At 68.7% G+C, this 20,369-nt stretch carries 20 protein-coding genes; 8 read left to right on the top strand and 12 right to left on the bottom strand.

Annotation, left to right across the window (positions count from 1 at the left end):
- Positions 1-59 precede the first annotated feature (59 nt).
- Positions 60-2,393, bottom strand: a complete 2,334-nt coding sequence (locus D3261_RS04555) for a DEAD/DEAH box helicase (RefSeq protein ID WP_120069494.1) — start codon at positions 2,391-2,393, stop codon at positions 60-62.
- A gap of 319 nt (positions 2,394-2,712) precedes the next feature.
- On the opposite strand from D3261_RS04555, the gene D3261_RS04545 reads away from it, so the two are divergent.
- A complete protein-coding gene (locus D3261_RS04545; protein WP_120069488.1) occupies positions 2,713-2,922 on the top strand; it encodes a hypothetical protein in 210 nt (69 codons plus the stop codon).
- A gap of 47 nt (positions 2,923-2,969) precedes the next feature.
- On the opposite strand, the gene D3261_RS04540 is transcribed toward D3261_RS04545, so the two are convergent.
- Together D3261_RS04540 and D3261_RS04535 are read right to left on the bottom strand one after the other, a co-directional pair.
- Positions 2,970-4,430, bottom strand: coding sequence for a ribonuclease H-like domain-containing protein (locus tag D3261_RS04540; RefSeq protein ID WP_120069486.1), 1,461 nt, complete (start codon positions 4,428-4,430; stop codon positions 2,970-2,972).
- A gap of 480 nt (positions 4,431-4,910) precedes the next feature.
- Positions 4,911-6,257: an NAD(P)/FAD-dependent oxidoreductase gene (locus D3261_RS04535; RefSeq protein WP_120069483.1), complete on the bottom strand. Its 1,347-nt coding sequence runs from the start codon at positions 6,255-6,257 to the stop codon at positions 4,911-4,913.
- Between the two features lie 121 nt (positions 6,258-6,378).
- On the opposite strand from D3261_RS04535, the gene D3261_RS04530 reads away from it, so the two are divergent.
- Positions 6,379-7,335, top strand: a complete 957-nt coding sequence (locus tag D3261_RS04530) for a D-2-hydroxyacid dehydrogenase (protein ID WP_120069480.1) — start codon at positions 6,379-6,381, stop codon at positions 7,333-7,335.
- A 31-nt stretch (positions 7,336-7,366) separates the two neighbouring features.
- Here the strand turns inward: D3261_RS04530 and D3261_RS04525 are convergent, their stop codons facing one another.
- The 7 genes from D3261_RS04525 to cofD form a co-directional block, all read right to left on the bottom strand.
- The gene (locus D3261_RS04525) at positions 7,367-8,320 is read right to left on the bottom strand and encodes an AEC family transporter (protein WP_120069478.1); all 954 of its coding nucleotides are present in this window, start codon (positions 8,318-8,320) and stop codon (positions 7,367-7,369) included.
- A 153-nt stretch (positions 8,321-8,473) separates the two neighbouring features.
- Positions 8,474-9,508 carry an aspartate-semialdehyde dehydrogenase gene (gene asd, locus D3261_RS04520; RefSeq protein ID WP_120069476.1) on the bottom strand — a complete coding sequence of 345 codons (1,035 nt, stop codon included), beginning with the start codon at positions 9,506-9,508 and terminating at the stop codon, positions 8,474-8,476.
- A gap of 68 nt (positions 9,509-9,576) precedes the next feature.
- Complete coding sequence (locus D3261_RS04515) at positions 9,577-9,771, bottom strand: 30S ribosomal protein S17e (protein ID WP_007692526.1); 195 nt, start codon at positions 9,769-9,771, stop codon at positions 9,577-9,579.
- A 47-nt stretch (positions 9,772-9,818) separates the two neighbouring features.
- Positions 9,819-10,403, bottom strand: coding sequence for a DUF447 domain-containing protein (locus D3261_RS04510; protein WP_120069473.1), 585 nt, complete (start codon positions 10,401-10,403; stop codon positions 9,819-9,821).
- Complete coding sequence (locus D3261_RS04505; protein ID WP_120069471.1) at positions 10,400-11,236, bottom strand: triphosphoribosyl-dephospho-CoA synthase; 837 nt, start codon at positions 11,234-11,236, stop codon at positions 10,400-10,402. The genes D3261_RS04510 and D3261_RS04505 overlap by 4 nt, the downstream gene beginning before the upstream one ends.
- Positions 11,233-12,015 carry a tRNA-dihydrouridine synthase gene (locus D3261_RS04500; RefSeq protein ID WP_120069469.1) on the bottom strand — a complete coding sequence of 261 codons (783 nt, stop codon included), beginning with the start codon at positions 12,013-12,015 and terminating at the stop codon, positions 11,233-11,235. Before D3261_RS04500 ends, D3261_RS04505 begins: the two co-directional genes overlap by 4 nt.
- Entirely contained in the window at positions 12,015-13,016 is a 1,002-nt protein-coding gene (cofD, locus tag D3261_RS04495; RefSeq protein WP_120069466.1) for a 2-phospho-L-lactate transferase, read from the bottom strand. The genes D3261_RS04500 and cofD overlap by 1 nt, the downstream gene beginning before the upstream one ends.
- Positions 13,017-13,158: 142 nt before the next feature.
- Here cofD and D3261_RS04490 point away from each other — a divergent pair, with 142 nt between their 5' ends.
- The 4 genes from D3261_RS04490 (at position 13,159) to D3261_RS04470 (ending at position 17,230) form a co-directional block, all read left to right on the top strand.
- Entirely contained in the window at positions 13,159-14,286 is a 1,128-nt protein-coding gene (locus D3261_RS04490) for an NAD(P)/FAD-dependent oxidoreductase (RefSeq protein WP_120069464.1), read from the top strand.
- A gap of 135 nt (positions 14,287-14,421) precedes the next feature.
- Positions 14,422-15,141 carry a hypothetical protein gene (locus tag D3261_RS20640; RefSeq protein WP_233553887.1) on the top strand — a complete coding sequence of 240 codons (720 nt, stop codon included), beginning with the start codon at positions 14,422-14,424 and terminating at the stop codon, positions 15,139-15,141.
- Positions 15,142-15,214: 73 nt separating this feature from the next.
- Positions 15,215-16,117, top strand: coding sequence for a ferritin-like domain-containing protein (locus D3261_RS04475; RefSeq protein WP_120069461.1), 903 nt, complete (start codon positions 15,215-15,217; stop codon positions 16,115-16,117).
- Positions 16,118-16,189: 72 nt separating this feature from the next.
- Complete coding sequence (locus tag D3261_RS04470; protein ID WP_233553886.1) at positions 16,190-17,230, top strand: hypothetical protein; 1,041 nt, start codon at positions 16,190-16,192, stop codon at positions 17,228-17,230.
- Positions 17,231-17,268: 38 nt separating this feature from the next.
- Here the strand turns inward: D3261_RS04470 and D3261_RS04465 are convergent, their stop codons facing one another.
- Positions 17,269-18,234, bottom strand: coding sequence for an aldo/keto reductase (locus tag D3261_RS04465; RefSeq protein ID WP_120069456.1), 966 nt, complete (start codon positions 18,232-18,234; stop codon positions 17,269-17,271).
- A 105-nt stretch (positions 18,235-18,339) separates the two neighbouring features.
- Between D3261_RS04465 and D3261_RS04460 the strand changes: the two genes are divergently transcribed.
- Together D3261_RS04460 and rimI are read left to right on the top strand one after the other, a co-directional pair.
- Positions 18,340-18,657 (top strand): cupin domain-containing protein, encoded by a 318-nt coding sequence (locus D3261_RS04460; protein WP_120069453.1) that lies wholly within the window; start codon positions 18,340-18,342, stop codon positions 18,655-18,657.
- 42 nt (positions 18,658-18,699) lie between these two features.
- Entirely contained in the window at positions 18,700-19,164 is a 465-nt protein-coding gene (gene rimI / locus D3261_RS04455) for a ribosomal protein S18-alanine N-acetyltransferase (protein WP_120069450.1), read from the top strand.
- Position 19,165: 1 nt separating this feature from the next.
- On the opposite strand, the gene D3261_RS04450 is transcribed toward rimI, so the two are convergent.
- A complete protein-coding gene (locus D3261_RS04450; protein ID WP_120069447.1) occupies positions 19,166-20,353 on the bottom strand; it encodes a 3-dehydroquinate synthase II in 1,188 nt (395 codons plus the stop codon).
- Positions 20,354-20,369 lie beyond the last annotated feature (16 nt).

The raw sequence follows: 20,369 nt of genomic DNA, 5'->3' as shown, positions 1-20,369 counted from the left end.
AGGACCACGGCATCGAACAGGAGGTTGCGATGGCTTCGTGGGGAGACGGTCGAGTCGTCTCAGCGGGGAGTCGGCCGTTCGGCGAGGGTTCGTTCCAGTAGCTCGACCGCCATACTCCGATGAAGCGGGCTGTTGTCGTCGCCGCAGTTGCTGTCCATCACGCAGGCCGGACAGCCGTCCTCGCCATCGCAGCCGCACTCGCGGATCATGTCCCGGGTGTGCGCCGCGATCGTCTCGTAGCTGTCGAAGATCGCCCGGCTGAACCCCAGTCCACCGGCGACACCGTCGTAGACGAACCAGACCGGTCCGTCGAGCTCCGGGTGTCGACACTGGCTGAGCCCGCCGAGGTCGCCCTTGTCCAGTCGAAGTTCGAGCGGTGCCATCCCGATCGTCCCGTGTTCGGCGGCGTGGAGCCCGCCGAGCAACACTTCGGGATCGACGGCGAGCTCCATTCGCTCGTCGAGGTCGTCCATCGTTCCCTCGGGGAAGGCCACCCACGTGAGCTGGGTCCGCATCTCGATCGGGTCGAGCCCCGTCGGGATCTGGAGGCCACCGTCCCCGCGACCGTACTCGACCTTCTTGTAGGCGTAGTAGTCGACGGTGACCGTCGCCTCGCCGTAGCAGAGGGTCACGTCGTTCCCGAGGGCACGCGAGTCCTGTCGGTCGAGGTCGCCGATGGTGATCTCGGAGAGGGTCTGGGTGTAGTAGTCCGCGTTCGTCCGTTCCAGGAGCACGTACGGGTGAGCACCCGCCTCGTTCAACTCGACGACCTCGTATTCGGTTCCCTTGTGCAGGTGCGCGGCCCCTTCGTGGAAGTCCCGGTAGGCACGGACCTTGTCGATGGGTTCCATGTCGATATCGCCGTTCGCGACGCGGACCTCGAACTGCTCGCTCTTCGTCGCGTACATCGAGATGTCCATCTGCGGGCGGTGTGGACCGTCGTACTGGACACCGGATTCGAGGCGGCCGACCATCCGCCCGGCGCGACGCCACATCTCGACGGCGCGTTCGAGCCGGTCGTCACCGAACCACCGGCCGTCGTCGTGGGTGAGCGGGATCTCCTCGGCGGCACAGAGGAGGTGCCGTGCGTAGACGGGGTCGTTCGTGGTGTCGACCACCGCGTCCTCGATGGTGTCGCCGAGGACGTACTCCGGGTGGTCGAGGATGTACTGGTCGATCGAGTCGTAGTTCGCGACGAAGACGCCCAGGGCGTCCGAGAGCCCGCGCCCCGAACGACCCACCTGCTGCCAGAACGACTGGCGGGTTCCCGGGTAGCCGGTGAGGATCGTCGCGTCGACGCTGCCGATGTCGATACCGAGTTCGAGGGCGTTGGTCGAGACGATCCCGTCCAACCGCCCGCTCTTGAGTTTGTCCTCGGCCCGCCGTCGAGTGTCCTTCCCGTGACCGGCGTTGTAGGCCTCGACGTCGAGCCCGCCGGTCGGGACGAGGTCCGCGTCGGCGTTCCGAACCCGGCGCGCGTTGAGCTCGGTCTGCTTGCGCGACCGGGTGAACATCAGCGTCTGGAGGTTCCGGTCGGCGAGGTGGGCGAGGACGTCGCTGGCCTCCTCGTTCGCGGAGCGTTTGACCTCCTCGCCGTTCTCGTCGATCTCGGTTGGTGGGTCCCAGAAGACGATCTCGCGGTCACCGTGTGGCGAGCCGTCCTCGTCGACGACCTGAACTGACTTGGCTGTGAGCGACTCGGCGTGCTCCTTCGGGTTGCCGATGGTCGCCGAGGTGAGGGTCACCTGGGGGTCCGCGCCGTATCGATCGAGCACCCGCCAGAGACGACGGATCACCCAGGCGACGTGCATCCCCTGGATCCCCGTGTAGGAGTGGCTCTCGTCGATCGCGACGAGGGTCAATCGGGTGTGGAAGGCCGCCCAGAGCGCGTGGTCGGAGAGGTAGACGTTCACCCCGGAGAAGTTACTGATGACGACGTCCGACTCCTCGCGGATACGTCGGCGTTCGTTCGACGGGGTGTCCCCGTCGTAGACGGCGACGTCGATGTCCAATCCTAGAGTGGCATAGAGTTCATCCAGCGCCTGTTTCTGGTCGCGGCTGAGCGCTTTCGTTGGATAGACCAACAGTGCCGTCGAGTCCTCCCCTCGGTAGTGCTGGCGGGCGATGTGCAGCCCGTAGACGAACGTCTTGCCGGAGGCGGTCGACGTGGCGACACAGACGTTCTCGCCAGCTTCGAGCAACGAGAGGGCTTCGGCTTGGTGGGTGTAGAGGTCGTGCGGGAGTCGGTCCGCGAGACCGGGTTCGAGCACGTCGGCGGCGGGAACCGTCTCGGCCTCGACGGCGGGCTGGGTGTGGTCGTAGGCGACCTGCCCGGCGTAGCGGGGGTAGGTCTTCGCGAGCGAGCTCGCGTCGGGGGTCTGGCTGTCACTCATGATCTGGAGCCGATAGCGGGACGACCGTGGTGGGCGAACGGCCGGCGGGTGTCATCGGTCGCGACGGCCCGCCGACTGGGAGCAGTGTCCACTCCGATGCGATGGAATACCGGGATGGCTGTCCCGTCGGAAACCGAGCGCTCGACAGCTGGTCATACGACCCGTTGGTGATTTTCGGCTATAAAGCATCGGTCGACCCACTTCGACTCGCCCACCGGTTCCGAGGGAAGTGGGAACTCGGTCACGACGTCCGCCCCGTCCCGTCGCCTCCTTCGATGGCCCACAAGACGTAACGCGTTCCCGGGAGAAACGACGCGGTATGGCGCAGCGCACGACGTTCGGTGCGGACCGACACCGTTCGGGGTTCGAGTTCGAAACGCGGACACAGCTGGACCTCCTGATATTCCTGGTCGCGCTCGTCGGTGCGGGGCTCACCCTCGGGCCACCGATAGGGCTGCTCGTCGGGCTCGTCTGCCTCGGGGTCGCGTTGCTCACGCTCGCCCGGTTGTATTCCCGGGAGTTCAGGTAGCGGCCGATAGCGTCCCGACCGGTCCGGTGAAAGCCGTTCTCGAACGTTCAGTAGACGTCCCCGAAGGTCCCCTGCTCGGTGGTTTCGTCGACAGGTGGGGACCGGTCGTCGTTCGTCGCCGCGAGCCGGTTCGCCTCGCGCATCGCCGCGTAGATGAACGCGAGCGAGCGGACGTCGTCCTCGCAGTAGCGCTCGTGACGCTCCCAGTCGAGTTCGTCCTCCGGACTGCGGGTCTCTATCCAACGACGATAGGCGCGCCCGACGGCGGCCCCCGAGAGACCCGTGTCGTCGTGCTCCCAGCCGAGCGCGCCCGCGACGTGTTCGAGTTTGTTCGTCCGACCGGGGAGCACGGCGTTGTCGTGGTCGCGGGCCCACCGGAGCGGGTCGCGTTTCGAGGCGCGTTTCCAGGCGTCGAGATACTCCGGACAGTGGGCGGTGATCTGCTCTCGGAGGACGGGAAAGTCGAAGTTCCAGCCGTTCCACGCGATGAGCGTTCGACCGGTTGCGGTCGCCGTGTACCAGCCCATGAACTCCCGAACTGCCTTCCCCGGGTCGTCCGGGTCGGGCTGGACGAACGAGACGTAGTCGCCGTCGATGCCGTCCTGAACCCCGATCAACCACGCGATCGTGGGGTTGAGCCCGTCCGTCTCGATATCGACGAAGACGGGGTCTCGACCCGGAAGCGGCGTCTCGCTGGTTCGGATGACCCGACCCTCTGAGAACGCCCGCGCGTTCGAGCGGATCTGCTCGCCCGTCTTCGCGCCGATGCCCCGGATCTCGGTCAGCTCCTCGACGGTCGCGGCGGCGATATCCTCGGTGGTGGCGAGCCCCGCCGTCCGGAGCCGGTCCTCGGTCGTCGGCCCGACACCGTGGACCGCGCGAAGCCCCAGCTTGCCGGGGTCGAGGGATTCCGCGGTCGTGTGCCCCTCCGTATCGAGGGTGAAACAGGTCAGCGGCGGCAACCCAGCCCCGTCCGGGAGGCCGATGCCACGGACCCGGAGGTCGTCCCAGGTGTAGGCGTAGCCGGCCTCGATCCTCGTGGCGAGATGCGTGTAGGACCCGTCACGCTCGCTCGGCGAGAGTGCTCTCCGGTAGTCGGAACGACCGGCGAGGGTGGTCGAGAGCGCGTCGGTATCGACGTCGAGACCGAGGAGCCCGCTCACGACGTAGGTCTCCGTGTCGACATCGATCGAACCGTCCGCCTCGCTCTCGTGGAGGGATTCGATGTCGGCGGTGGTGTTCGCGAAGACCACGTCGACGCCGTGCAGCGTGCACGGTCGGTAGTCGTCGGGGAGGGTGGCGTCGAGCGGGTCGAACACGACGGGGACGGACTCGTCGGTGAGGTGGTCGAAGGCAGCCGTCGTGTAGGCGTGTTCTTGGGGACCGAGAACGAGGAGGGCGTCCGGTTCGAAGTACGAGAGCGCGTCCTCGAACTCCGGTGGTGAGAGCTGGAGCGCGACCACGGAGGGGATGACGAGCAGTTTCGCCGTCGAGTGAGCGTGGGGCATGGCGAGGGTGTGGACTCGTTCCGTCTTCGGGCGGGAACGACTTGAGCGTGGCTCATGGGGTCCGCCTGCTGGGAGGGACGGTGACCCACACGACGACGGACGAGCGTTCGGCGGAGAGCACGTCGTGGACTCCCGCGTTCGAGAAGCGACGAGCCGTTCGCTACTGAAGGTGGAGTGTCGCCCGGAACACTAACCACCGGCCTCATCGCGGGCGGTGTGCCGTCTCGGCCGGAAAACCCTATGCCGGGCGGGTCGTCGGTGACCAACCTCGGCCGGTGCGTGCCGGCCTCGCAGTGGGTTGCGCGTGACGCAACCTGTGTCGTCGGCTTCCGCCGACTCCACGTTCGGTCGTGCGGTGCACGACCTGTACCGACTATCGCACGCCGGGGTTCGCCGCGCGTCATCGTGCCCGTGTGGACGTGCTCGGGCGGGGACAACGGCGTGCAGGGGTCCTTGCCGCCGCCACCTCAAATCCCTTTGCTATATCGCGTACTCCGATTCCTCGATCTGGACGTAGCCACCGTTGCGGTAGCCGAACCGAGCGCGTTCGTACTTCGCGAACACCGACAGCCCCGCACGCCCCGCTCGGGGCACCCGCAGCGGGCTGTACGTCCCGTCCTTCATCATCCGGCCGACCGCCCCGAAGGTCCGGTCCCAGTCGTCGGGCCCGAACCCGCCGACCACGTCGGCCATCGCGACGTTCCGCCCGAGTTCGTCGCCGACCGCACGCTTCCACTCGCGGTTGTAGGCCGAGAGCGCGCCTGCGCCCGCGAGTGAACCCGCGATCTTGCCCGTCCGAACCGCGACGTGGTCGCCGCCCTCGTGGAACGCCGAGGTGGTGCCCATCGCGCCGCCCGCGACGGCGACCTTCGCGCCGACGGGGGAGTCGATCGGCTTCGTCGAGGAGATCGGGTAGGACTCGACGCCCTTGCGCTTCCCACGGTCTTCGACTATCGGGAAGTCTTCGAGGTCGTAGTCGGGATACTCGCTCTCGAGAAGGCGGCGGATGTACTCCGAACCCGACGGGATCGAGTCGTCGTCGGGTTCGAGGAGGCGATAGTCTTCCCTGTTCTCGACCTCGTCGATGTCGAGCCCGATCGGCATCGTCAGCCCGACGCGCGCGACGTTGCCGTCGTTCGGGAACACCCACGGATAGGCGGTGTGGCCCGGCATCGCCCCCCACCAGAAGACGATGCGGTCCTCGGGGAAGAGCTCCGGCGGGAACTCCCGATACTCCTGATAGGCGATGTGGTTCGCCCGGCGCGAGGAGAGCCCCTCCAACCGACTCTCGCCAACGAACTCCGAGAGGACACCGCGCGTGACCGTCCGCTGTGGCCCGTCGGCGAGTACGAGATACTCGGCCTGGATCTCGTGGCCGTTCGCGAGCGTCAGGACGTGGCCGTTCGTGGGGTCGACCTCGACGTTCCGGACGCTCTTGCCAACGCGGTACTCCCCACCGGCGGCTTCACAGCGCTCGCGCAGCCAGTCGTCGAAGCGCGCGCGGTGGAAGGTGAACCCGAAGTTCGGGTACGAACTTTTCATGCCCGTCTCCCGGATCGTGATCCGCTCCGAGGGTCCCGCGAAGGTCGCGCCGTCGAGCTCCCGGAGGATCACGTCGTCGGGGACCGGTTCGGGGAGGTCCATCAGGTCGACCCAGTAGTCCAACATCCCGGCGGCGTCGGTCGAGTCCGGCCCCGGTCGGTCGCGGTCCTCGCGCGGGACCCCCTTTTCGAGCACCACCGTCTCGGCTCCCTGCCTGGCCGCGGCTCGCCCCGCCGAGCTTCCGGCGGGTCCACCACCGACGACCGCAACGTCGATCCGCTCCATACCGAACCGCCTGCCGCCGTGAATAAATGTCTACCCGTTGTGGTCGGCCCCCCCGGCCGATTTCCGGGAGATATAACACCCGTAGCCGCCGACCCACGGGTATGGATCACAGGGAGGAGCCATGACGAACCCGGACGTCGCCGTGCTACGAAAGGGCATTCACGGGATGTCGAGCGGCCAGTTCGCGACGGCGCTCGCGGAGCGCCTGCCCGACCACGAGGTCGAGCGCGCGACGACGCCCGCCGAGGAGCGGGCCCTCGTCGAGCGCGTGCCCGTCGTCGCCGGCCAGACCATCGACGAGTCGCTGCTCGACCACGCCGAGAGCCTCCAGCTGTTCGCGGGCTTCTCGGCGGGCTACAACCACCTCCCGCTGGCGGCCTTCGAGGAGCGCGACGTCGCGGTGACGACCGCCTCGGGGGTTCACGGCCCGAACATCGCCGAGGACGTCCTCGGCTTCCTCCTGACCCTCACCCGCCGCCACTACGAGGGCTGGCGACGACAGCGACACAACGAGTGGCGCGCCTACCCCACCCAGGAGTTCGCGGGCTCCACGGTGACTGTCGTCGGTCTCGGCGCGATCGGGAGCGCGATCGTCGAGCGCCTCGCGGGCTTCGACGTCCACACCATCGGCGTGCGTCACTCGCCCGAGAAAGGCGGCCCGACGGACGAGGTGCTGGGGACCGACGAACTCCACGACGCGCTCGCGCGGACCGACAGCGTCGTGCTCGCGGTGCCGCTAAACGAAGGGACCGAAGGCCTGATCGGCGAGGAGGAGTTCGCCACGCTCTCGCCCGAGGCGTTCCTCGTGAACGTCGCGCGCGGGCCGGTGGTCGACACCGACGCGCTGGTGGCGTCGCTCCAGGACAACGCCATCGGCGGCGCGGCGCTCGACGTCACCGACCCCGAACCCCTGCCCGCCGACCACGAACTCTGGGACTTCGGGAACGTCCTCATCACGCCGCACAACACCGGCAACACCCCGCGATACTACGACCGGCTGGCCGACATCGTGGCCGAGAACGTCGAACGGGTCGATCGAACTGGTGAGTACGAGGACCTGAAGAACCAGGTTCGCTGAGTCGGTTTCGTACGGGTCGGGCCGGGTCGGGTCAGAACAGCCAGCCGTTCCGAACCGCGACGACGAGCGCGGTGAGGACCACGACGCTCAGGATGGTGGTCACGAAGATCACCGTACTCGTGAACTCGGCTGCCGAGAGCCCCTCCTCCGGGGTCTCGCCGTAGGCGATGATGAGCGCGAGCGGTGTCACCGCCGCGGGGGTCGCACACTCGATGACGAAGATGTTGCTCACCCGTGGGTCGGAGAAGCCGACCGCGAGCGCGAGCGCCGCGCCGACGACGGGCGCGACGGCGAGTTTGAGCCCCGCCGGGAGGAGGGTGCGCCGGAGCGCGCCGAGCTCGACCTCCGCGAGCTGGATGCCGACGACGGTGAGCATCAACGGGATCGACGCCGACCCCACCGAGTCGACGGTGGTCATGAACGTCCCGTCGGTCGGCGGGACGAGACCCAGCGCGCGGAGCGCCGCCGCGGCGATCACCGCGTAGACCAGCGGGAGCCGGAAGACCTCGCGAACCGCCTCCATGGCGGCGTTCTCGCCGTCCGAGGAGACGACGTAGACCCCGAGGGTGTAGAGCACCACGCTCTGGGTCGTGAGGAAGAGGGTCGCGGTGGTGCGCCCGATCTCGCCGAAGACGAAGCCCGTGAGCGGGATCCCGACGAACCCCGAGTTCGGGAAGGCACTGGAGAGAGCGATCGCCGGCAGGAGTGCCTCGGGGACGTCGAGCGCGCGGCCGCCGACGTAGGCGATCCCCATCAGGACGAAGGTGTAGGCGAGCACGCCACCGACCAGTTTGACGACCGTCCCGCCACTCAGGTCGGTGGTGGCGATCCCGTGGAAGACGAGGGCGGGCAAAAAGAAGGTGAGCGCCACCGTGTTGAGCGGCTCGACCGAGAGCCCCGTCCGGCGACCGAGGAGGTAGCCGACGGCGGCGATCGCGACGATCGGCAGGATCGCGTCGGTGAACGGCGCGACGACGCCGCTCATCTCGCGCCACTGGTGGCGCGAACGTTCGAGCGGGCGTGTGGGGTCATATCGGTCGTGGTCGGGCCGACGTCAAATACGGCGTGGATCCGTCGATAATGACCGGCTCATGCTGGTTCGGGAACAACGACGACGGGCCGACGGCGGGAAGGGCGTTCAGACCCAGCCGCGCTCGACGAGGAGTTCGCCGTTCAGCACGCTCGCGCCCGCCGCGCCACGGAGGGTGTTGTGGGCGAGGCAGTTGAACTGTACGCCACGCGTCGTTCCGCGGAGGCCGCCCGCCGCGACGCTCATCCCGCCGCCGACCATCCGGTCGAGCCGGGGCTGCGGGCGGTCGGGCTCCTCGAAGACCTCGACGAACTGGTCGGGCGAGCTGTGGAGGTCGAGGGCGGGGAGCTCGCGCATCGCGCGGGCGGCGTCGTCGGCCGTGATGTCCTCCGCGGTGTCGGCCCAGACGCTTTCGAGGTGGCCGTCGACCGTCGCGACGCGGTTGCAGGAGGCGGCGATATCCACTTCGTGGCGCTGGACCGCCGCACCGTCGAACTCGCCGAGGAGTTTGGTGGGTTCGGTCTCGACCTTCTCCTCCTCGCCGCCGATGTGGGGGAGAACGTTGTCGATGATCTCCATCGAGCCCACGCCCGAGTAGCCCGCGCCCGAAACCGCCTGCATCGTGGCGACGTGGGCGGTTTCGAGGCCGAACTCGGCGAGCGCCGCGAGCGGCGGCACTGCCGTGATGGTCGAGCAGTTGGGGTTCTTCACCAGCGCGCCGTCCCAGCCCCGGGAGTCGCGCTGGACCTCGATGAGGTCGAGGTGGTCGCCGTTGACCTCCGGGATCGTGAGCGGGACGTCCTCGGCCATCCGGTCGTTCGATGAGTTCGAGGAGACCACGTAGCCCGCCTCACAGAGCGGGGGTTCGACACGTTCGCCGACCGACGACGGGAGCGAGGAGAACAGGAGTGGAACGTCGTTCGGGATCGCGTCGGGCTCCGTTCGAGCCACGTCGAGGTCGGCGACGGCGTCGGGCATCGGGACGTCGATCCGCCAGTTCGCGGCCTCGCCGTAGGGGCGACCGGCGCTGTCGTCGCTGGCGGTGACGCAGGCGATCTCGAACTCCGGATGGGGGTCGAGAAGCTGGATGAGGCGCTGGCCGACGGCTCCGGTCGCACCGAGAATACCGACTCGCGTTGTCATTCCCCGCGGTAGGACAAACCAGGGGAAAACGGTTCTGGTCGGCGTAAATCACGCCGAGCCCGACCGATTCAGGCGGCCGCGGCTTCTGACTGGCGCTTGCGGGAGACGTAGCCCGCGATCCGGTTGCGGACACCCTTCGACTGGACGTTGGTGAGCGCGGTGACGCTCTCCTTGTTGTGCTCGAAGTCGGTCGAGAACGCGTCGGGATACCGTTCGAGCAGCTCGTTCGCCGTCTTCTTGATGTAGGCGGGTTTGATGGCCATGGACCGACTTTTTTCGCGCGGCGTATAAACGACGCGCTCTCGCCCGCTCAGTCGGCCCCGTCCCACGCCGACAGGTCGCCCACCAGCGCCATCGCGGCCCGCTCGCGCTCACCGCCGCAGGTCGCGACGACGTCCTCGAAGAACGCCAACCGATCCTGGAGGTCGGCGGTATCGTAGCCCGAGACGTCGAGTCGAGAGGCCGCGACGGTGGCCTCGATGACCGCCCCGTAGCCACGGTTCGTGGTCGGCACGGTCCGGGATTCGACCGCCGACTCCGTGGGCACGAGTTCCCACTCGGCCCACTCGGTGTCCCCGGATTCGCCCGTCTGGACCCGCTCGACATCGACGCGCGCCCACGCCGCGGCCGCGGGGTGGACCGGCGAGTCGCGTTCGAGCACGGAGAGCGCGCACTCGGTGAACACCACCGGGTCGTGGACGAACTGAACTATACCACTGCCCTCGCGCTCGAAGTTGCGTCGCGTTCGGGTGCGACCCCAAGTCCGCGCCGTCGCGGGCTCGCCGGCGTGGAGCCCGAGCGCCGCGAAGTTCCAGGCTCCCCCGGGGCCGCGCGTCGCCACCACGGATTCGGTGACGCCGTCGAGGTCGACCGGCCACTCCCTGGGTCCGGTCATACGTCGAGCCCGCGTTCGAGCGCGACGAACAGCCCGGCGGCGACGATGTCGGCGGTCGTGCCCGGGTTCACCCCGGCTTCGACGAGCTGGTCGGCGAGGGTCTCGGAACTCGCCTCGCCGCGGAGCACCGCGCGGGCGGCCTCGCAGACCTCGCGCGCGGTCGCCGCGTCGTGGACGGTCGCGACGAACGTGTCGGGCTCGCTAGCGAGGAGTTCGAGGTACGCGCGCGCGGCGCGGTCGGGCACCGGCCCGTCGCTCGACTCGATCCGTTCGGCGGTCTCGAAGCTCCGCGGGAACCGCGAGACCCACTCGCGCGCGAGGCCGTCGCGCTCGGTCGACTCGGCGAGCACGTCGTAGAGGGTCAGTTCCCGCTCTTCGAGCGTGGGAACCGCGTCCGCCCCGCGCCGGACGTCGAGCGCGTCCATCCCGTCGGGCGGGTCGTCGACCGCGACGTCGACGTGCTCGAATGCCCGATAGAACCCCGCCGCGTCCTCGACGGTGGTCGATTCGACGACGTTCGCGACGCGCTCCGATGTGACCCCGCCCTCCGCGCGTGCCGCCGCGACCAGGGGTACGATAACCAGCAACGCGCCGAACTGGGTGTTGCCGCCGCGTTGGTTCACCATCCCCGCGACCGCGCGCTCGAACGATTTTCCTACTGGATCGCCCGCTGCCGCCATTCGGAGGCCCTCGCTCGCACCCACCGCGCCCGCCACGAAGTGCTCGAAGCGGAGGTCGTCGTGGTCGTGCGTCCGGTCGACGTTGCCGGGTTTCGGCGTGCTCGTGACTTCGAGCAGGAGGGCGAGTTCGGCGTTCTCCGCGGTCGTCCTCATCCGCCGGTCCCCGGCTCTGTCATACCCGTCTCGTGGGTCGCGAACCACGCATCGGTCGCCTCGCGAACGCGTCGAAGCACGGCCGGACGGTCGCTCGGCCGGCCGACGCTCACCGCGTCCGCACCGTAATCGAGATACTCCGTGACGGTCGCCGCGTCGCGAACGCCGTTGTTGGCGACCACGAACGCGTCGGTGGTGTCGGCGATCTCTCGAACGATCCCCTCCGAGTCCATCGCGTCGACGTGGAGGACGTCCGCGCCGGCGGCCGCGACCCAGCCGGCCGTCTCGGGGAGCGGCACGCCAGGCACCTCCGCACGGAGTTTGACGCTCACGACCGCGCCCGTCGCGGCGGCGGTCTCGACGTACTCACAGAGCCGGTGGGCATCCCTGAGGAGCGTCTCGCCACAGCCCGCCGCGCAGAGTTCGGGCTGGCGACAGTGGGCGTTGACTTCGAGGATAGCGTCGTGGTCGGCACAGAGCTCGGCGACGTCCCGGATCGGCGCGCGCGAGGCGCTCCGGACGTTGACTCCTGACCGAATCGGCATATCGTCGAGCGCGCGGAGTTGCCGGTCGACGAACGCGAAGGGATCCGCGGGCAGGAACTCGTTCCGACCCCGCTCGACCAGCCGTTCGGCCGCCCGTCGCGAGCCCTCGTCGATCGCGACCCCGCCGAGGAACGCCAGCCCGACGTGGTTCGCCGCGTGTTCCGCCCACGCGGCGTCGGATTCCCCGCTGAGGCTCGCCAGCGCCACCCGTGGCTCGAAGTCGAGGTCGACCATCAGCTCTCCTCCCGCCCGAGTTCGAGCGCGTCGGCGACGGCGCGTGCGACCCGTGCCGAGTCCTCGGGGGTGTCGATCGTGATGTCGGTCTTCACCGTCGGCCGGTCGAGCGGCGTGTCGTCGCCGTCGTCGATCACGAACGCGTCACAGAACGGATAGGCCTCGGCGACGCCTGCGGTGCTCGGTTCGAATCCGACGGCTTCCATCAGCTTCGCCGCCGGCCCGGAGAAGACCTCGTCGCCGATGAAGGGGGAGACCGCCACCACGGTGGTCTCGGTGAGCGCCTCCCGAACACCGTCGAGTGCGAGCATCGGCCCGATGCTCGTCACGGGGTTCGACGGACCGATCACGACGGGATCGGCGAGCGCCTCCAGCACCGCGTCGGTGGGGTCGGCGGATTCCGCGCCCCGGAACTCGACGTCCTCGACCGAGCGCTCACCGCCTTCGGCCACCCAGAACTCCTGAAAGTGAATTTCGCCCTCTGGGGTGTGGACCATCGTCGCGACCGGATCGTCGCTCATCGGCAGGAGGTCGAGGTCCAAATCGAAGGAATCGGCGAGTCGACGGGTCGTCTCGGTGAGCGAGTTGCCCTCGTCGAGGAGACTGGTTCTAAGGAGGTGGGTGGCGCGGTCGCGGTCGCCGATCAGCATGAACTCACTCACCCCCGAGAACCGCCGCCAGCGCGCGATATCGCGCCCCGCGGTCTGTTTTTCGTCAGGGAGGTAGCGCGGGCCGGGCTCGAATCCAGCCGCCGCCGAGCGTGCTTGGAGTTCGTCGTGGGTCGCGGTCGTGTCGTCGGCCACCGCCCACCACCGCTCGCGGTCGAGCACGCCGCCGCGGTCGTAGAGCACCGTATCGAGATCGGGCGAGACCAGCAGGCCACCGAGTTCGACGTCGTCGCCGGTGTTGGCGACCACGGTGGTCTCGCGGGGGGCGAAAACCGAATCGGCACCGGAGAGAAGCTTCGGCGTACCGGTGCCGCCGGAGAGAAACGTCACCATAGCCCGGGTTCGACCGGCTTCGGGCTAAACCCTTCTGCTCCCACGTCGGTAGCCACCCGGATTCGTTTCAGAGACACCCACTCCGACCGTTCGTGCTTCGGTATTCTCAAAGGATTTAGCCCTGCGAAACCAAGCCCCGCGCATGAACGTCGCCGTTCTCGGTGCCGGCTACGCCGGGCTGATGCTCGCCCGCCGGCTCGAACGGAGCCTGCCGTCGTCGGCCGACATCGTCGTGGTCAACGACCGACCCGACCACCTCGTCCAGCACGAACTCCACCGGGTGGTTCGCCGGCCCGCGCTCGCCGACCGGATCACCGTGGATCTCGACGACGTGCTCGACCGTGCCGAGGTCCGCGTCGCGCGCGTCACGGACGTCGACCACGAGGCGGGCGTCGCCCACCTCGACGACGAGACGGGTGAGTCGGCACTCGACTACGACGTCGGTGCGGTCTGTCTCGGGGCCGAGACGGCCTACTACGACCTGCCTGGGATCGAGGAGCACAGCATCCCCTTGAAACGCCTGCCGGACGCTGCACGCATTCGAAAGGAGTTCCTCGACCTCGGCTCCCGAGACCGGGCCGTGGTCGGCGGCGCGGGGCTGTCGGGGGTACAGGTCGCGGGCGAACTCGCCGCGCTCGCCGACGAGGAGGCCCTCGGCTGTGAGGTCACCCTCCTCGAACAGGCCGACGCGGTCGCGCCGAACTTCGATGCCGACTTCCAGACCGCGGTCCGCGACGAGCTCGAATCGTGTGGGGTCGTAGTGAAGACGGGGCGGACCGTCGAGCGGGCGACGGACACCGCGGTCGAGTTCGAGGACCGCGAGGCGCTCGACTACGACCAGCTGGTCTGGACCGGCGGGCTCCGCGGGCCGGACGCGCTCGGCGGCGAGCGCCCACTGATCCCCGACACCCTCAAACTCGGCGACGGGACCTTCGTGGTCGGCGACGCTGCACGGGTCACCGACACCGACGGAGCGGCGGTGCCCGCGAGCGCCGCGGCGGCGGTCCGCGAGGCGCTCACCGTGGCGAAATCCATCACCCGGATCGTCGAGGACGACCGCGACGGCGTCTTCGAGCCGCGACCCGAACGGTTCCGGTTCGACGCGCCGGGCTGGCTGGTGAGCGTCGGCGACGGCGCGGTCGGCCAAGTCGGCCCGCGCGTCGTTCGCGGTGCGGCGGCGAACACGCTGAAGAGCACCGTCGGCGCGACGTATCTCTCGGTGGTCGGCGCGCCGAGCAACGCCGTCGGGCTAGTCCGAGACGAACCCTGACCGACCGACGCACGAACCGGGTCGGTGAGTCGACACGATCTCGGCCGAAATCAGAGATATCGGTTCGATAGGGGCTGAAACGCCCCGTTTCTCCTATCGGGGGAGTTATGGTCGAGAAGCTAGCTGGTTAGGAGCATGAGGCAACGAGCCGCCATCGCCGTCGTGTGTGTCGCGCTGCTGTTGCTCGCGGGGTGCTCACAGCTCGCGTCGGCACCCGCGGACCAGACACCGGCTCCGACGTCCGGTGAGTCCGGAAACGAGACGGGAACCGCAACGGGCTCGCCGACCAGTCCGCCGGCACCGAACACCACGACGGCGGCGTCGACGACGACCGCCGGTTCGAACGCGACGGACACCACGACGTCTACGGCGACGTCCACTGCAACGTCGACCGCGACGCCAACAGCTACACCGACCGCAACATCGACTCCGACGGACACCCCGACACCAACGCCGACGGACACCCCGACACCGACGCTCACACCGACCGCAACACCAACACCGACCCCGACGGACACCCCGACACCAACACCGACGGAGACATCGACCCCGACGGAGACCACTCCGCAGCAGGAGCGTGACATCGTCCTCATCGGCGGATCGGAGGAGGACAAAGTCACCTACCGGCTGACGGTATCGGGGTCGATCGAGCGCCGCGGTGAGAGCTACGGCGCGCCGATCGACGACAGCAGCGTGACCGAGGACCCCGACATCGACACCATCAGCGGCTCGACGGTCGACGGACGGCTCGGCGGCGGCGGCGACGCCTACCACATCACCGGCGAGATCACGAGCTTCGAGGCCGACGGCAACGTCTCGGTCTACATCGACGGCGAGGAGACCGACCTCGGATAACCCGGGACGCGCTCGCCGGTTCTCCGGCGAGAATTTGGCATACTCTTTTATCCCTCATCTGTCTGTCGTCGGTATGGACGGATCCGACCCGAGCGATGTCGACGTGCTGAACTACGCACTGGGGCTCGAACACCTCGAATACGCGTTCTACGACGAGTTCCTCGCCAACCACTCCGAACGCGAGGTCGAGCGTTCGGCGGTCGCGAACTACTTCGCCCGCCCGACCCTCCAGTACTCGGTCTATCAGCAGATCGAGGACGTTCGAGACCACGAGAAGGCCCACGTCGACGCGCTCACCGAGACGATCGAGCAGCTCGGTGGCACACCGGTCGAACCCGCCGACTACGAGTTCCCCTACGACTCGATGGAGGAGTTCGTCGCGCTCGCCGACCGGATCGAAGCCGTCGGGGTCTCGGCCTACGCCGGCGCGGCACCCATGATCGACAGCGAGGAGGTCCTCACGGCCGCGCTCTCGATCCACAGCGTCGAGGCCAACCACGCGACCTACTTCCAACTGCTCCACCTCCAGCGCCCCGCGCCGAACGCGTTCGACCCGGCGCGAAACGAGGACCAGGTGGGACCGATCGCCAAGCAGTTCGTCGCGGGCGCGAACAGCGACGGAAGCGACGACGGTTCGGGGGAGGGCGAGCTCTCGGTGGCGGGGCTGAGCGCCGACGCCGACGGCGCCGACGCGAACAACCTCAACGACGAGTACGTCACCTACGAGAACACCGGCGACGCGGGCCTCGACCTCTCGGGCTGGACCGTCACGGACAGCTCCGGCACGACCTACACATTCCCGGGAGGTGTCTCGCTCGCGCCGGGGGCGCAGGTCACCCTCTACACCGGGAGCGGCACCGACACCGCGACGGAGCGCTACTGGGGTCGGGCGAACGAGGTCTGGGACAACGGCGCGGACACCATGACGGTGCGCGACGCGAGCGGAACGGTGGTCCTCCAGCGGTCGTATCCCTGACCCCACCGTGAGACCGATCGACCCAACCGTGGCCACCACTGACGAACCGAACCCACACTCAGGAGACGAATAATGGCCGACGACGACCGAACGGGACCCGACGACGGCCGGTTCGTCTTCGGTGACGAGCAACCCGGCGGGACGACCGACAGGAGCCTCGGTGCCGAGAGCGTCGTCGCCATCCTCGTGGTCGTCGTCGTGCTCGGCGCGGTGCTGTTCGTCATCGGGTTCCCGTTCCTCGGTGGGCTGGCGGACGGCGGCGCGGGAGCCGAGGGCTCGACGACGAGTACCGCTGGAGGGACGACCGAGCAGCCGACGACCGCGGGAACCCGGACGACCGTCGGGGGCACCACGACCGACCTCGGCACGGTCCGGACAACGGCGACCGCACTCCCGAACACGACAACGGGGAACGCGACGGCGGGGAACGCGACACCGACCGCGACGCCGACGTCGGAGCCCCCGACGGAGTCGGGAGCGCCGTCGGCACCGGAACCCCCGGCGGCAGCCGACTCCGGAACCCCAACCGACACGCCTGCAGCGGACGAGGCGGACACGCCGACCGCGACGGCTGCGTCGGACGAGGCGGACGAATCGGGCGAGGCTGATGCATCAGGCGAAGCTGATGCGTCAGGCGAGGCTGATGCGTCGGATGCGACCGGCGAATCGGACGAGGGGGAGACACCGACCGACACGGCGGCATCCGGTGACGCGGACACGCCGACAGACGCCGACGGGTCGGATGCGGGGGACGGGGACGAGAGCCCGACCGCGACCCCGGCGTCGCGCTCGCCGGTCGTCGAGTCGTTCGAAGTCACCGACGCGTCGAACGGTACCGTGGCGGTCTTCGACGTCGCCTGGACCGTCGCCGACCCCGACGACGACCTCTCGGGCGTCACCGTCGGCCTCGTCGCCGACCCCGACGGGGAGGCTCGGACCGTCGCCGAGCGGTCGTTCGACGCGGGCGGCAGCGACTCGACCGGTGAGACGAGCTTCACCGTGCCGGACGGCGCTGGCTCGACCTACGAACTCCGGATCGAGGCGACCGACGCCGACGGCAACACCGTCTTCGAGCTCACCCGTGCGGTCGCGGACGGCGAACCGGTCGGTTGACCCACCGCCCCGACCGAATTCGGTGTGACGAACGGGAGCTACTCGTGGCCGAGGACCGCCATCGGCTCGTAGGGTTCTTCGAGGTACTCGATATCGCTCGCGGCGAGGTCGAGTTCGACCGCCTCGACGGCGTCTTCGAGGTGTTCGACGCTCGACGTACCGTAGATGGGCGCGGTCACGCCCTCCTTCGAGAGCAGCCACGCGAGGCCGATCTGACTCATGCTCACGCCCGCCTCGTCGGCGACCTCCTGGACGCGTTCGTTGATCTCGCGGGCCTGTGGGGTGTCGTATCGGTCCTCCGTCATGTCGCGCATCTCGTCGGCCCGTTCGTGGGGGCGCGCGAGGTAGCCGCCCGCGAGCGGGCTCCAGGGGATCACTCCCACGCCCTCCTTCGCCGCCAGCGGGTTCATCTCGCGTTCCTCCTCCCGGTAGACGAGGTTGTAGTGGTTCTGCATCGTGACGAACCGTTCGAGACCGAGCGAATCGCTGGTGTGGAGCGCGTCGGCGAACTGGTGGGCCCACATCGAGCTCGCGCCGATATACCGCGTTTTGTTCCCTCGCACGGCGTCGTCGAGCGCGCGAAGGGTCTCCTCGATCGGCGTGTCGTCGTCCCAGCGGTGGATCTGATAGAGGTCGACGGTGTCCATGCCCAATCTATCGAGGGAGTTGTCGAGCTCCTGGTCGATGGTCTTTCGCGACAGACCGCCCGAGTTGGGGTCGTCGTCGCGCATCTCGCCCCAGACCTTGGTGGCGACCACCTGTTCGTCGCGGTCGTACTCCGCGAGCGCGTTGCCGAGGATCCGCTCGCTGTCGCCGTGGGAGTAGACGTTCGCGGTATCGAAGAAGTTGATCCCGAGATCGATCGCGCGGTCGATCACCTCGGTGGCCTGCTCCTCGTCGACGGTCCAATCGAACATCTCGTCGCCACCCTCCCCGAAGCTCATGCAGCCGAGACAGATCTTGCTGACGGTCGTGCCGGTGTCGCCGAGCGTCGTGTACTCCATCCGCACCGATTCGGGTGGGAGATGAATAGCCCTTTTGTGGCAACATTTTGGTACTTCGATACGGGAGCCAAACGCGTATCCCTCGCCGTCCCGTGGGTCCCGACGATGTCGTACACCAAAGTCAACTACGAGGAGACCGAGTCGACCCAGGGACTCCACTTCCTTCGCGACCCGCTCGGCTGTGAGGACCACGGCGTCAGCGTGCTCGACGCCGAGCCGAACTGGGACGGCTTCGAACACGACCACGCCGACGAGGGCGAGGAGGAGGTCTACGTGCTCGTCGACGGCGCGGCCACGATCACCGTCGACGACGAGGACGTCGCGATGGACGTCGGCGACGCGCTCCGGGTCTCACCCGGTGCCACACGGCAGATCACGACCGGCGATGAGGGTGCCCAGTTCGTGATCAGCGGCGCGCCCTGACCCCGCAGTGGCGATAAGTACGCTCGCACCGTACGACCGTCGATGACGACGGCGACCGATGCCGACGGGCCGGCGGTGCGGACCCGCGAGACCGTCCGGGCCGACCTCCTCTCGGTGTTCCGGATCGAAAAAGCCTCCTTCCCCCAGCCGTGGCCGTTCCGCGCGTTCGAACGGTTCCTCGGAACCCCGGGCTTTCTGGTGGCCGTCACCGACGAGGTGGTCGGCTACATCGTCGCCGACGACGTGCCGAACCACGGCCGGCGGCTCGGCCACGTCAAGGACCTCGCGGTCGACCCCCACCATCGCGGACGCGGGGTCGGCGCGACCCTGCTCGCCCGCGCGCTCGACGTCATGGACGGCCGGCGTGCCACCTCGGTCAAGCTCGAAGTCCGCGCGAGCAACGAGCGCGCACAGTCGCTCTACCGACGGTTCGGCTTCGTCCACCGGAAGACCGCACCGGGCTACTACGCCGACGGCGAGAACGCGCTGGTCATGGTTCGGGACTGACTCACTTCTCGACGATCCGCTCGTCGACCGCCTCGCCGAAGTGGCGCGCCGTCTCCTCGTGGTAGACCTTGACCTCGTCGCCGACCGCGAGGTCCGTCACCGCCTTCGGCCCGTCCGGGGTGGCGACCTTGATCGTCTCGGCGTTCTGGAGCAGGGTCTCGATGTGGTCGCCGTCGATCTCGCCGCTCTCGGCGTCGTCGACCGTCGCGCCGACCGTCGCCTCGACCCGGAACATCGGTCGGCGCTCGATCTTCGCTCGCCCGACCAGCGCCTCGCGGGTTCGGCCGTCGGTGTCGACCACCTGAACCTCGTCGCCGCTCTTGACTTCGGAGAGGTACTGGGTGCCGCCGCCCGGCGTCCGGACGTAGGCGTGGACCGCGCCGGCGTTCACCCGGAAGGGCCGCGAGGCCACGTAGGGCGATTCGGCGGTCTCGGCGTGGACGAAGAACAGCCCGCGGCTCATCGAGCCCACGAGCATCCCCTCGTCGTCCGAGAGCAGGGACCCGGTGTCGACACAGACCCGGTCCGCGGACCCGACCTGTTCGATCCCCGTGATCTCGGCCCACTGGAGGTCGAGGTGTTCGCGCTCGGCCTCGTCGCGGATCTCGACCGTGCGCCGGATCTCGTCGGGGTCGCCCGAATCGAGCAGCACACCGTCGGAGCCGGTTTCGAGCGTCTCGAACGCCGTCCGGGCCTCGTCGGCGGTCTCGACACCGGCGACGAGGTGGGTCTCCTCGCCGATACGCGCGATCAGGTTCTCGAGCGGGATGATGGTCCAGTCCTCGCCGATGATGAAGGTGTAGTCGGCCTCGCCCGCGGCGGCCTCGGCGAAGGACTCGTAGTCCTGGTTGAACACCCTGACGTACGCGCCGTCGGCGTCGTCACGGCGGATCGCCGAGAGGTCGGCCGACCCCGAGAGGTCGGGTGGCAGGTCGGCCGTACCGTCGCCCTCGCCGCCCTTCCCGACGACCGTCGCGTCGGGCCCTTCGCCCTCGTCGCCGATGGTGTCGATGCCGCCGTTCGCGAACGCCGCGACCGACACCGCGCCGAGGTCGCGGACCTTCGAGACGTCGGCCTCGTCGCAGAGCACCCAGTCGACGCCGGCTTCGAGCCCCGCCGTGATCCGTCGTTTCCGCTCCTCCCAGTCGCCAACCGAGTCGTCGGCTTTGAGCCAGACCGTGCGTGTCATACGGGGCGCTCGAAGC

Origin of the sequence: Halococcus sp. IIIV-5B (genome assembly GCF_003602035.1) — an archaeon.
GTDB lineage: Archaea > Halobacteriota > Halobacteria > Halobacteriales > Halococcaceae > Halococcus > Halococcus salsus.
The sequence above is the reverse complement of the archived record's forward strand: the minus strand, read 5'-3'. Positions and strand labels throughout refer to the sequence as shown.